A 13,017-nucleotide genomic window follows, 5' to 3' on the forward strand; every position below is an offset into this window, starting at 1 on the left:
CGAAGACGCGAGCCAGACGCTCGACAAGCCGCTCGAACGCTTGCGTGAAGCGCTGCCGCACGTGGGCGCAAACAAGCTGCGCGTGGCGGCCACGCTCCTCAACGACATGGGCGTCACGCGCCGCACGCGTCGTGGCGGCATGAAGCTCATCGACGACGGAAAGGCCATCATCCAGTTGGACGATGCCGCGCAAGCCTACGCATCGCGCGCCGAACGCGATCGCGCGGTGCTGGAACGCATGATCGGTTATGCGCAGAGTGCGCGTTGCCGATGGCGCATGCTGCTCGACTATTTCGCTTCGGATGCCGAAGATACGCACGCGGCCGAGGCCGCGAACAAGACGGAAGTCGAGTATCGGGCGCCCGATGACGAACTCGAAGGCGGCACGTGCGGCTCATGCGATAACTGCCTCCATCCGCCCGAAGTGATCGAAAGTCCGCGCGAGTTGCGCGAGCAGGCGATGTCTCAGGAACGCTCCGTCGAGGAGGCGAAACCCAGGCGCAACGTGCAGGTCTTCAATCAGGGCGAGCGCGTTCGCGTGCGCCGCTATGGCGAGGGCACGGTCGAGATGGTGAGCGGGGATCGCGTGGCGGTGCGCTTCCCGGACGACGAGACGCGCACCTTCATCGCGCGCTATGTGAAGCGCGCGGCGTGATGTGTCGAGCGGGCGGCGGGCTTAAGTGTTGGTCGGCTCGCCCGGGTCTTCCACGCCCTTTTCCATGTTGTCCTTCTGGTCGGCGTAGTCTTTGCGGCTCGCGCCGTTCGTGATTTCGACGTCGCCCTTCAGCTTGCGTTCCTCGTCGCCGGTTACGGTGCCGATGGCCGTATCGACCCAGCCCTTGACCTGCTCCTTGATGCCTTCCGTCTTGTCCTTGTCCATGTGCGCTCCTTCGAGAAAGAAGTGATTCGCACGTGAAGGATGCAACCGTTATGCCCGACTCAAAGCGCGAACGGGACGGCCTCCTCTCGCGAGACCGTCCCCTGTCCTCAGGCTGCAACTCGTCGTCAAGACTTCAGACGGCGCATAGATTAGCAAGCGCGTCGGGCACGATTAAGGCCGCGAGGCGTAAGGCACCTCTGCAAATGCGGCGTGAATAGCGTCGCCCATGCGCAACATCGAAACGGCGCTAACGAGATGGCTAACGAACGTAAGCGACTGAGCGTAAAGACATATAAGTGTTCGGACTACTGCTATTCCAGTTTTAGCAAAGGATTCTTTCCGACGAATACCGCTCAAAACGCGCGACGCGATTGAAGCAGTCACATAAAGTGTGTCCGGTTTCCCGGGGCAAGCGCGACATCGCCTCGAGAAGCTTTTGCTCTACACAGGACACATAGCAACCATGAAAAAAACTCTCCTCATCGCGGGCGTGCTCGGCGCCTTCGCTGCATCGGCTCAAGCGCAAAGCAGCGTCACGTTGTACGGCATGCTGGATGCGGGCCTCGTGTACACCAACAATTCCGCGGGCCACAGCAACTGGCAACAAGGCAGCGGCTCCGTCTCCGATACATACTTCGGCCTGCGCGGCAGCGAAGACCTGGGCGGCGGGTTGCACGCGCTCTTCAGACTGGAGAGCGGCTTCAACCTGAATAACGGTGGCTTCGATCAGGACGGCATGTTCAACCGTCAGGCGTACGTCGGCCTGAAGAGCGACCAGTTCGGTACGGTCACGCTGGGCCGTCAATACGACTCGATGGTCGACTTCCTCGCGCCGCTGTCGGACGCAGGCGCAGGCTACGGCAACAACCTGGCCGCGCACCCGCTCGACAACGACAACCTCGACAACTCCATCTCGGTCAAGAACTCGGTCAAGTATCGCAGCGCGAACTATGCCGGCTTCACGTTCGGCGGCCTGTATGGCTTCAGCAACCAGGCCGGCCAGTTCGCGAACAACCGCGCATGGAGCGCGGGCGCATCGTATACCAACGGCCCGTTCAACTTCGCCACGGCTTACCTGCAGACCAACACTTCGCGCAACGGCAATGCGGGCGGCGCGGTGTCGGCAGGACAGGGCAACAAGACGAACCTCACCGCCGACCTGCAGCGCACGTTCGGCGCGGGCCTGAACTACACGTATGGCCCGGCGACCGTCGGCTTCGTGTGGACCAACACGCACTACGACAACCTGATCGCGGCATCGCAAGGCGGCAATTCGCTGCTGATCCCGACCGGCACGAACCTGCACCTGAACAACTTCGAAGTGAACGGCCGCTACGCACTGACGCCGGCGCTGAACCTCGATGCAGCGTACACGTACACCGACGGCAAGCTGAGCGGCTCGAACGGTTCGGGCGATCCGAAGTGGCATACCGTGTCGCTGCAAGCGGACTACTCGTTGTCGCGCCGCACGGATGTCTATGTGGAAGGCGTTTATCAGCACGCATCGGGTCAGCTGGGCGATGCCGGCGCGAACGTCGCGATGATCAACACGCTGTCGCCGTCGACCACGCAGAATCAGGTCGCCGCAACGGTGGGTCTGCGTCACCGCTTCTAAGCACGCTTTTCCCAGAAGCGCGAACGGCCGCGATCGTCACGATCGCGGCCGTTTTCTTTCGTGCAGCAGGAAGACGCCTTACTTCTTGTCCTGCTGCGAGCGCTTCACGAGCTGTTCGATGTCGTGCCCGGCGCCACCCGTGCCCGCCGCGAGCCGCGCGAGCGCGGATGCAGCCGTATCGCGCCGCACGCCGCTTTCCGGGCGGAACTGCTTCGGCAGCGCCATGAAGAACGTCGCCCCTTCGTTGAGCACGCCTTCGGCCCATACCTTGCCGCCGTGCCGCTCGATGATGCGCCGCACGTTCGCGAGCCCGATGCCCGTCCCCTGAAACTGCTCGTTGACGTGCAGGCGCTGGAAAACGCCGAAGAGCTTGTCGACGTATCGCATGTCGAAGCCGACGCCGTTATCGCGCACGAAATAGACTTCGTGGCCGACCAGTTCGCCCGTTCCTTCGTGCGCGCCGATCCGAATGGCCGGCTGCTCGCGCGGCGCGCTGAACTTCACCGCATTCGCGATCACGTTCGCAAACGCGACGTGCAGGAACACCTGATCGCCTTCGATGGAAGGCAGGGCCTCGACCGACCAGCGCACGCGCGACGAGCTCTCTTCGTCGATATCGTTCTGGATGACCGTATGCACGAGCGCGTGCACATCGACCTTGTGCGGACGCAGCGCGGCGCGGCCGAGCTGCGCGAACGACAGGAGATCGTCGACGAGACGGCCGCCGAAACGCGCGGACGTCACCACGCGATCCAGATAGCCGCGTCCGCGATCGGAGAGCTTGTCGCCATCGATCTGACGCAGCAGGTCCGCGAAACTCACGATATGCCGCAACGGCGCGCGCAAGTCATGCGACACCGTGTATGAGAAGCCTTCGAGTTCGTGGTTCGCGCGGCCGAGCTCCGTCGCGAGTTGCGCGATTTCCTCGGCGCGCCGCAATACGATGCCGAGCATCGCCGCCCGGAACTCGAGCGCGATCTCGCGCTCGGCGGCGCGCCACGGCAATGAGCGATTGCGCACCACGTCGGTCCATGTGTCGAAGCTCACGCGTGGCGAAAGCGAAGTGGCCAGCGCCGTGAGCTTCGCGCGCGGATCGCCGGCCCATTCGATCGTCTGCACGACCTCGCGCCGAAACCACACCACGTAGTTGCGATACACCTTCGAAATGGATACCGCGAGAAAACCCGCGATATCCGCAGAATCCTTCAGCACCGAACAGTCTTCCGACGCGCGATCCGACATCACGACGTCTTCGCTCTGATGATCGAGCCAGTCCACGAGCGCGGTCACGCTTTGCTCGTTCGGCGTCAGGCCGATCAGGGACGTGCGCCCCTCGAAGATCACCGCCGCGCCGGATGAGCGCGTGAAGCCGAGCAGGTCGGGTGCATCGTTGACGAGCGCATCGACGAAACTGTCCGTATTGGCCATCGACGAAAGCAGCTTCGACAGCATGCGCCGCAGTTCCAGACGGTACTGCGATTCGGCCTGCGTCTCGCGTGCTTCGATCTGCAGCGAGACGATCTGCGCGACGTGCTCGCATGCGGTGCGGACTTCGAACGGCGGCAGGCGCGGCGTCGCGTGATGACAGGAGATGAGACCCCACAGCTTGTCGTCGACGAGAATGGACATCGACATGGAAGCCAGCGTGCCCATGTTGCGCATGTACTGCAGATGCACCGGCGACACGCTGCGCAACGACGCATAGGTGAGATCGGTCGGGCGCCCGGTATGCGGATGCAGCGGCGGCACGAGCGGCGCGGCTTCGTAATTGGCGTTGGAGATCAGGCGGATCGGGTTGCGCCGATACAGCTCGCGCGCCTGAGCCGGAATGTCGGACGCGGGGAAGTACTGGTTCAGATAAGACGGATAGCCCGGCTCGATAGCCTCGGCGAGCACGTGACCGTGGCCTTCCTCATCGAATCGATAGACGAGCGTGCGCCCGAAACCGGTGATGCGCTGTATCTCCGTCGCGGCGAACTGGCAGATCTGCTCGACCGTTCGCATCGATTGCACTTCGGTGACGAATGAGCGCACGAGCGGATACATCGTCGAGAACGGGTCGGCGGTGTCCTGCGCAGGCTCGACCTCCACGAACAACAGCCCTTCGTGCCGATGCACGACGACCGCGAGGGGACCGCTGTGCGCCCATCCGTCGATACGCACGTTGCCGACGTGAATCGCGGCGCCGTCGCGCGTCAGTTGGCCGAGCCGCGTTCTTGCGCGTTCGCTTGCCTGTTCGCCGAGCAGGTTCGATAACGGCTGTCCGAGACATGCCTGCGGCGTGACGCGCGCAACCAGTTCGATGTTGCCGCTGATCTGAAGAATGACGCCCTGCGCGTCCACGCTGATGAGTACGCCGTGCGGCTGGATGCCGCCCGGAATATGGATAGGCTCGCGGGCGCATTCGGCGGACGCGGACACGTCGAGTGCGCCGGAAGCGGCGATGGGTGCGCTGGTGGTTTTGTCCATCATCGTCGGGAAGAGGCGGCGCGACCGGGACTCGATGCGCGCGAAACGTCGCAGTGTGCACGATTTCTCCGCGAAGCGCGCGCGAAATCTCTTGCGAGCGGCAGAATGCGCCCGACGATGATGCGCGTCTATGATTCGTCAGGGGCCCGCCTTGCGACGGGCCGTTCTTCCGGCCGTGGTCATACGATCTTGCCTTGCCCCGACCCGAGGTCCGCGCCGGTCGCCGGATCGGCGGCGGGGTTGGACTCGGTGCGCGTCGCGAAGCTGGTGAGCGCCTGCTCCTCGGCCGTGCTGACCGTGACGCTCGCCGTGCCGTCGCCGCCATCGACGGCCGGTTGCGGCTCTTCGACATACTGCCAGTCGCCGCCTTCGTTCCACGGGCCGCGCATATCGTTGCCCTGTGACATGTTGAAGTACACGCTCGTGAATTCCGGCTTGCCCGGCAGCTTGCCTTGCGGGAAGTTCGGCTGAATGGAGTGCAGCGCCTTTTCGAACGACTTCTGATGCGCGATTTCCCGCGTCATCAGAAAGCCGAGCGCATCCCGGATGCCGGGATCGTCCGTCACGTTGATGAGCCGCTCGTACACGATTTTCGCGCGCGCCTCTGCGGCGATGTTCGAGCGCAGGTCGGCGGTGGGTTCACCGATGGTATCGATATAGGCCGCCGTCCACGGCACGCCCGCCGAATTCGTCAGCGGCGAGCCCGCGCCATACAGCACCGACGTCGTATGCGAATCGTTGCCGTTGTTCGTGATCGTGCGATACAGCTCCGCTTCTCCTTCGACAGCTTCGGCGAGCGCGCCCTTCGCGCCCTTGTTGAGCATCGCCACGATATTGCCGATGACTTCGAGGTGACTCATCTCTTCCGTCGCGATATCGAACAGCATGTCCTTGCGGCCCGGATCGTCTTCGGTCACTGCTTGCGTGAAGTAGCGCATGGCGGCGGCAAGCTCGCCTTGCGGGCCGCCGAACTGCTCGAGCATGAGATTCGCGAGACCGGGATTCGGCGCGGAAACGCGCACCGTGTATTGCAGGCGTTTGTTGTGAACAAACATGGCAGCCTCCTTGACTAGGACTGTGAGTGCGAGGGATCGAACGAGGCGATGCGGGAGCGCCGCCGTGTCGCGTGCATCGTTCCGGCGAGCGCAATCACTCGGCAGCAGTACGTATTCCCACGGCGTTTCAATTTGCCAATCGGATCGATAGCCGTCACATGCGACGCGGATCGCGGCGCACGACGGCGCATTGCTGCGGCGCACGCGGCGTTCCTCTGCATTTCATCGGGCGTTCCCGCTGTCTTTCATCTTTGCAAGGCGTGTGTCGTTGCCGCGCGGAACGAGCGTTGCTTGAAAGCGGGGTACGGTCGCAGCCTGAAACTGTCGGCGGACCGGACCCACGCGCGACACGACCACTCACTCCCGCAGGAGGCAAGCAATGAAAGCGCTGATTTGGCAAGGCAAGAAGGACATTCGATACGAGACCGTTCCGGACCCGGTGATCGAACATCCGCGCGACGCGATCATCAAGGTGACGACGTGCGCGATCTGCGGCTCCGATCTGCACCTCTTCGACGGCTTCATGCCCGGCATGGAATCCGGCGACATCATGGGCCACGAGTTCATGGGCGAAGTGGTCGAAGTCGGCAGCGAGAACAGCGCATTGAAGAAGGGCGACCGCATCGTCGTGCCCTTCACCATTACATGCGGCGAATGCGAGCAGTGTCGTCGCGGCAACTTCTCTGTATGCGAGCGCAGCAATCGCAACAAGGATGTCGCCGACAAACTGTTCGGTCATACCACGGCGGGCTTGTTCGGTTACACGCATCTGACGGGCGGCTATCCCGGCGGGCAGGCCGAATATGTGCGCGTTCCGTTCGCGGACAAGACGCACGTCAAGATCCCCGATGGCCTCACCGACGAACAGGTGCTGTTTCTCGGCGACATCTTTCCGACCGGCTGGCAAGCGGCGGTGCAATGCGACATCGAACCGACCGACACGGTGGCGATCTGGGGCGCGGGCCCGGTCGGCCAGATGGCGATCCGCAGCGCCGTGCTGCTCGGCGCGAAGCAGGTGATCGCGATCGACTGGGTGCCCGAGCGCCTCGAGATGGCGCGGGCGGGCGGCGCGATCGTCATCAACTTCAAGGAAGAGAGCGTGCTGGAACGCCTGCGCGATCTCACGCAGGGCAAGGGCCCGGAGAAGTGCATCGATGCGGTCGGCATGGAATCGCACGCGACGCGCTCCATCGACGCGATATACGACCGCGCGAAGCAGGCGGTGATGCTGGAAACGGACCGTCCGCACGTGCTGCGCGAGATGATCTATGTATGCAGGCCGGCGGGCACGCTGTCGGTGCCTGGCGTGTATGGCGGTCTGATCGACAAGATCCCGTTCGGCGCGTCGATGAACAAGGGGCTCACGTGGCGCATGGGGCAGACGCATGTGAAGCGCTGGACCGATGACCTGCTGCGCCGCATTCAGGAAGGACAGATCGACCCGTCGTTCGTGATCACGCATACGCTGCCGCTTTCCGAAGGCGCGGGCATGTACGAGACGTTCCGCGACAAGAAGGACGGGTGCATCAAGGTTGTTCTGAAGCCCTGAACCAGCCGGGCCGCGCGTCGTCCGGCGCGCGGGTGAACGACCTTCGCAGTCCCCATGCGCCGCGTGCCCGGGCATCGACCGGGTATGGCGGTTGCACGCCTTCCTATCCCACCGAACAGGAAGATTCACCATGCCCAACATGTGCGACGTATGCGGCGCGCGTCCCGCGACCGTGCGGCTCGCAGTGCTGCGCGATGGCCGCCGGCACGTCCTCGATGTATGCGATTTTCACTACGCGCAGCTCACGCGGCATCAGCGCGCGCTCTCGCCGTTCGAAGCGTTGTTCATGGGCGGCATGCCGGAGCAACCCGTCCCGCCCGCGCAGCAGACGCCCACGGAACGTTCGACGGGCGCGGAAGGCGTCGGCCTCGAACGCTATCTGAGCGACGGCGCGAAGGAAATGCTGATGCGCGCGGCCGAGCGCGCCGCGCAGTTCGGTCGGCCGGAAGTGGACACGGAGCACCTGCTTTACGAACTTGCGGATAACGAAGTCATCCATGCGATGCTGAAGGGCATGGGTATCGACCCGGCCGAGCTTCGCAGGGTCATCGATACGACCGCGCAGCGCCGCGACGGCGGCCCGCCGCCCGCCGACGGCACGATCCGCGTGTCGCCGCGTCTCAAGAGCGCGCTCGATCGCGCGTTCATCGCGTCCCGGCAGTTGCGGCATAGCTATGTCGCGCCGGAGCATCTGCTGATCGGCCTTGCGGAAGTGCCCGACAGCTTCGCCGGCCAGTTGCTGCGCAAGATGAGCGTCGATCCGCAGACGCTGCGCCGGGAAACCGCGCAGACGGTCGGCGCGGGCGGGCCCCCGCGCGGCGACGGACCGCCTTCGCGCACGCCGCACCTCGACAAGTTCGCCCGCGACCTGACCGCGCTCGCTCGCGAAGGCCATCTCGATCCGGTGATCGGCCGCGCGACGGAAATCGAAACGATGGTCGAAGTGCTCGCGCGCCGGCGCAAGAATAATCCGGTGCTGATCGGCGAGCCGGGCGTCGGCAAGACCGCGGTCGTCGAAGGACTCGCGCAGCGCATGATCAGCGGCGATGTGCCCGAATCGCTGCGCGACAAGCGTCTCGTCGAACTGAACGTGAATGCGCTCGTTGCGGGCGCGAAGTATCGCGGCGAGTTCGAAGAGCGCGTGAAGCAGATCGTCGATGAGATCACCGCGAATCGCGAGTCGCTGCTGCTCTTCGTCGATGAAGTGCATACCATCGTCGGCGCGGGGCAGGGCGGCGGCGAGGGCGGGCTCGACATCGCCAACGTATTCAAGCCGGCGATGGCGCGCGGCGAGCTCAATCTGATCGGCGCGACGACGCTCAACGAATATCAGAAGCACATCGAGAAGGACGCCGCGCTGGAGCGGCGCTTCCAGCCGGTGCTGGTTTCCGAGCCGAGCGTCGCGCAAACCATCAACATTCTGCGCGGCTTGCGCGACCGGCTCGAAGCGCACCACAAGGTGACGATTCAGGACGATGCGATCGTCGGCGCGGCGGAGTTGTCGGACCGCTATATCACCGGGCGCTTCCTGCCCGACAAGGCGATCGATCTCGTGGATCAGGCGGCGGCGCGCGTCAATCTCTCGGCGACCTCGCGGCCCGCGGCCATCCTCGAACTGGAATCGGAACTCGCGCAGTTGCGACGCGAGCAGGACTATGCGGCATCGCGCAAGCAGTTCGATCGCGCGCATGCGCTCGATGCCGAGATCGCCGCGAAGGAAAAGCAGCTCGGCGAAGGCACCGATGACTGGAAGAAGCGCATCGGCACGAACACATCGGATGTCACGGTGACGCAGATCGCGGAGATCGTCGCGACGCTCACGGGCATTCCCGTGACGCAGCTCACCGAACAGGAGCGCGAGCGCCTGTTGAACATGGAAGCGCGTCTGCATGAACGCGTGATCGGCCAGGAAGAAGCGGTGAGCGCCGTCAGCGACGCGGTGCGCCGGGCGCGCACCGGCCTGCAGGGACGCAACCGCCCGATTGCCGTTTTCCTGTTTCTCGGACCGACGGGCGTCGGCAAGACCGAGCTCGCGAAGGCGCTCGCAGGCGTCGTCTTCGGCGATGAAGACGCCATGCTTCGCGTCGACATGAGCGAGTACATGGAGCGTCACGCGGTCGCGCGGCTCATCGGTTCGCCGCCGGGATACGTCGGCTACGAGGAAGGCGGGCAGCTGACCGAGCGCGTGCGCCGCCGCCCTTACAGCGTGATTCTGCTCGACGAGATCGAGAAGGCGCACCCCGACGTTTATAACGTGCTGCTGCAAGTATTCGACGACGGCCGCCTCACCGACGGCAAGGGACGTGTGGTCGATTTCAGCAATACGCTCATCATCGCGACGAGCAATCTCGGGTCCGATGTGATCGCGGGGCAGCGGCGCGCGACGCTCGGCTTCACGAGCACGGACACCGACGCGGACGCATCGCTGCAAAGCGGCGTGATGAGCGTGCTGCGCCAGCATTTCCGGCCGGAGTTCCTGAACCGTATCGACGACATCATCCTGTTCAAGTCGCTCGGGCGCGATGAGATCGGCCATATCGTTCGGCTGCAACTCGAGCAGGTGAAGCGCATGGCGCATAGCCAGGACATTGCACTGGAGTTCGATGAATCGGTGATCGGTCATCTGGCCGAGGCGGGGTATCGGCCGGAATTCGGCGCGCGCGAGTTGCGCCGGCAGATTCGGCAACTCATCGAGAACGAACTGGCGAAAGAATTGCTGAAGGGCGATATCGTCGATGGCGCACGCGTGCTTTGCCGATATGACGCCGATACGCGGCGAATCGTGTTCGATGCGCAGCGGTCCAGCGCGGGGGATCTTGGCACGCCGCCTACGCCCTGAGGCGTATCGTTTTATCGGTGAGGGCCGGTGACGATTAACCGGCCTGACTACCGGTAATCGCCTTGCTGTTCGCGGCGAGGCTGTTCTACACTCTGCAAAGCTGCGTTGCCGCGAAGGCCCGTTGGCAACGCATCGCTCGAATCACGCGGTCAGATTGATGTTTCTTCATGGCCTGAACGAAAGGCGCGATAGGCATGCATCGCAGGGCTCCTCCCTCGATCATTTCAATCAGTCATCGGGGGCGTGTTGAATGCCGAAATTACCAATACCCGTTTTGCGCACGCGCTGGCGTTCCCGTGACCCCCGTCGCTGGTCGTCGCCATCGCGCTGGGCCATCTCGAAGGCCGTTGCAGGTTCGCCGTCCGCCAGGGTCGCCCGACTGCGCATTTCCGATTCCGACGACATTCCCGATATCCCGCGCAAGGCTTCCGAGTCCGCTCCCGAAGCCTCGCTTGCTCAATGGGATGTATTCGGAAAACTAAGCAATGCGGGCGATGACCAGCCGGACCCTCAGCGCGCTGTCTCGACTTCGTTTATCAGTCGCGCGGGCGCAACGGCGCTGGTCGTCATTTCCAACGATGGCGATATCGATAGTTCGAGGAACGGCGAGACCGGATTTTATGTCGACGACATGAGGATCGTTTCACTGTTCCGGTTCCGGCTCAACGGCGCGGCATGCAAGCTGGAAAGCTCCAGTAAGGATTCGACGCTGTCGCAATTCTCCTTCCGCTATCGCTCAGCGACGCTCGATCATGTCGAATTGACGGTGACTTATACGTTCGCGGAATCGAGTCTGTGGATCAAGCTCGACACCACGAACACCGGAACTGAAATTTGCGACGTATCCCTGGATGTCGATTTCGCAGCCGACTTCTTCGATACCTTCTACGTGCGGTTCCCCCCGCGAGGTCCGCGCGGCACGCTTCATCCCGCGAAGACCGGAATCTCCGGGCAAAGCATCGAGTACGACACGCTGGACGGGCGTCGGCTATGCAGCGCAATCGAGGCCTCGGAACCGGCGGCTCATTCTCGCGCAGGAAGCATGAGCTTCATGCGAAGCGTTCAAGCAGGGGAGCCGTGGACGCTCGTCTTCCAGGCGGGCGCGGGCGTAACGACGCCGAAAGCAGGCTCGTGGACGCAGGCATGGGAAACACTCAAACGAGGCAGGCAGGCGCCGTTCGAAGGAAGCTGTCACGTTCGCTCCACCGATGCGGACGTGAATCGATGGCTCACGCGAGCCGCAGCCGATCTGTCGATCATGACCGTGCCCCAGCAAACCGGCCCTTACCCTGTCGCCGGGCTGCCGTGGTTCGCGGTGCCGTTCGGACGCGACGGCCTCATCACCGGATTGCAGACGCTGCTGTTCAGCCCGCAAATCATGAAAGGCGTGCTGCTTCATCATGCGAAGTACCAGGCCACGCAGACAGACCCATTCCGGCAGGCGTGGCCCGGCAAGACCATGCATGAAAGGCGCCTCGGCGAGACATCGAGGGCAAGACTCAATCCGTTTTATTGCTATTACGGCAGCGTCGACACGACGATACTCTTCGTCATATGCGTTCACGCTTACTGGGTGCGTTCCGGCGATCACGCGCTGCTACGCAGTCTCTGGCCTCATGTCGATCTCGCCTTGCAGTGGATGAGCGACTATGGCGATCAGGACGGCGACGGCTTCATCGAATACGCGGCCGATCCCGGGAAGGGTCTCGCGAATCAGGGCTGGAAGGATTCGTGGGATGCCATCATGCATGAAGACGGTACGTTCCCTTGCGGACCCATCGCGCTATGCGAAGTACAGGGATACGCCTATGCGGCATGGCAGGCCGGCCGCGAGATGGCGACGGAACTGGGCTTGCCCGAGCGCGCCAGGTTCTGCGACGCCGCAGCGCGAGTCATTCTGACGCGTTTCGACAATGCCTTCTGGCAGGAAGACAAAGGCTACTACGCGCTCGCACTCGACGGCGACAAGAAGCCGTGCCGGGTACGCGCTTCGAACATGGTTCACTTGCCGTGGTGCGGTCTCGTATCCGCAGACCGGGCGAGATCGATCATGGCGGAAGCGCTCAGCGCGCCGCTGTTCTCGGGATGGGGCATTCGCACGCTGGCGGAGGGCGAGGCGCGCTATAAGCCGGACCTGTACCACCGCGGACCTTGCTGGCCGCATGAAATGGCTATCGCGGCGTGGAGCGGAGCGAACGCGAAGTCGGCGGAAGCGGTAGAGCGCATTCTTTCGGCAACGCTTGCCGCCGCGCGCGCCTTCAATTACCGCCTTCCCGAACTGTATTGCGGCTACGAACGCATCGGCGATATTCCCCCGGTCGAATACAAGTCGGCGAACCTGATTCAGGCCTGGACGGTCGGCGTTCCGTTTTCGCTCGTCCAGTCGGCGCTTGGTCTCGTCGTGGATGGACGAACTGCTCATGTGACCATCAGTCCTTTGGGCTTGCCGCACGGCTGGGGCGCGATCACCATCGAGAACGTGCAGGCCGGGTCCGGGTCGTTCAGCGTCAGGGTCGCGCGAAAGAAGTCCGGAAAATATGCTGTCGATGTGTTGCGCAGCGAAGGCGCGACCGTCACCATCAACGGCAGTTGAAGAAGCTATACGGAACC

The 13,017-nt window shown here is 63.5% G+C and carries 9 protein-coding genes; 5 read left to right on the forward strand and 4 right to left on the reverse strand.

Annotation, left to right across the window (positions count from 1 at the left end; all coding sequences use genetic code 11):
• Positions 1-655: RecQ family zinc-binding domain-containing protein (locus P9220_RS20500; RefSeq protein ID WP_309767248.1), on the forward strand; the 655-nt coding region annotated here is incomplete at its 5' end.
• Positions 656-676: 21 nt separating this feature from the next.
• On the opposite strand, the gene P9220_RS20505 is transcribed toward P9220_RS20500, so the two are convergent.
• Entirely contained in the window at positions 677-880 is a 204-nt protein-coding gene (locus tag P9220_RS20505) for a CsbD family protein (RefSeq protein WP_309767250.1), read from the reverse strand.
• Between the two features lie 463 nt (positions 881-1,343).
• Here P9220_RS20505 and P9220_RS20510 point away from each other — a divergent pair, with 463 nt between their 5' ends.
• Positions 1,344-2,495 (forward strand): porin, encoded by a 1,152-nt coding sequence (locus P9220_RS20510; RefSeq protein WP_309767251.1) that lies wholly within the window; start codon positions 1,344-1,346, stop codon positions 2,493-2,495.
• Positions 2,496-2,573: 78 nt separating this feature from the next.
• Here P9220_RS20510 and P9220_RS20515 read toward each other — a convergent pair whose 3' ends face one another.
• Positions 2,574-4,964 (reverse strand): ATP-binding protein, encoded by a 2,391-nt coding sequence (locus P9220_RS20515; RefSeq protein ID WP_309767253.1) that lies wholly within the window; start codon positions 4,962-4,964, stop codon positions 2,574-2,576.
• 179 nt (positions 4,965-5,143) lie between these two features.
• The gene (locus tag P9220_RS20520; RefSeq protein ID WP_309767256.1) at positions 5,144-6,019 is read right to left on the reverse strand and encodes a manganese catalase family protein; all 876 of its coding nucleotides are present in this window, start codon (positions 6,017-6,019) and stop codon (positions 5,144-5,146) included.
• Positions 6,020-6,398: 379 nt separating this feature from the next.
• Here P9220_RS20520 and P9220_RS20525 point away from each other — a divergent pair, with 379 nt between their 5' ends.
• Together P9220_RS20525 and P9220_RS20530 are read left to right on the forward strand one after the other, a co-directional pair.
• Positions 6,399-7,568: a zinc-dependent alcohol dehydrogenase gene (locus P9220_RS20525; protein ID WP_309767259.1), complete on the forward strand. Its 1,170-nt coding sequence runs from the start codon at positions 6,399-6,401 to the stop codon at positions 7,566-7,568.
• 130 nt (positions 7,569-7,698) lie between these two features.
• Positions 7,699-10,407, forward strand: coding sequence for an ATP-dependent Clp protease ATP-binding subunit (locus tag P9220_RS20530; protein ID WP_309767261.1), 2,709 nt, complete (start codon positions 7,699-7,701; stop codon positions 10,405-10,407).
• Between the two features lie 228 nt (positions 10,408-10,635).
• On the opposite strand, the gene P9220_RS20535 is transcribed toward P9220_RS20530, so the two are convergent.
• Positions 10,636-10,812, reverse strand: a complete 177-nt coding sequence (locus P9220_RS20535; protein ID WP_309768262.1) for a hypothetical protein — start codon at positions 10,810-10,812, stop codon at positions 10,636-10,638.
• A gap of 163 nt (positions 10,813-10,975) precedes the next feature.
• Between P9220_RS20535 and P9220_RS20540 the strand changes: the two genes are divergently transcribed.
• Positions 10,976-13,000 (forward strand): glycogen debranching N-terminal domain-containing protein, encoded by a 2,025-nt coding sequence (locus P9220_RS20540; protein ID WP_309768204.1) that lies wholly within the window; start codon positions 10,976-10,978, stop codon positions 12,998-13,000.
• Positions 13,001-13,017 lie beyond the last annotated feature (17 nt).

This window comes from Caballeronia sp. LZ016, assembly GCF_031450805.1.
Classification (GTDB): domain Bacteria; phylum Pseudomonadota; class Gammaproteobacteria; order Burkholderiales; family Burkholderiaceae; genus Caballeronia.

Coding starts and splice junctions, on each gene's coding strand:
- P9220_RS20505 (WP_309767250.1), bottom strand. CDS start 880: ATGGACAAGGACAAGACGGAAGGCATCAAGGAGCAGGTCAAGGGCTGG.
- P9220_RS20510 (WP_309767251.1), top strand. CDS start 1,344: ATGAAAAAAACTCTCCTCATCGCGGGCGTGCTCGGCGCCTTCGCTGCA.
- P9220_RS20515 (WP_309767253.1), bottom strand. CDS start 4,964: ATGGACAAAACCACCAGCGCACCCATCGCCGCTTCCGGCGCACTCGAC.
- P9220_RS20520 (WP_309767256.1), bottom strand. CDS start 6,019: ATGTTTGTTCACAACAAACGCCTGCAATACACGGTGCGCGTTTCCGCG.
- P9220_RS20525 (WP_309767259.1), top strand. CDS start 6,399: ATGAAAGCGCTGATTTGGCAAGGCAAGAAGGACATTCGATACGAGACC.
- P9220_RS20530 (WP_309767261.1), top strand. CDS start 7,699: ATGCCCAACATGTGCGACGTATGCGGCGCGCGTCCCGCGACCGTGCGG.
- P9220_RS20535 (WP_309768262.1), bottom strand. CDS start 10,812: ATGTCGTCGGAATCGGAAATGCGCAGTCGGGCGACCCTGGCGGACGGC.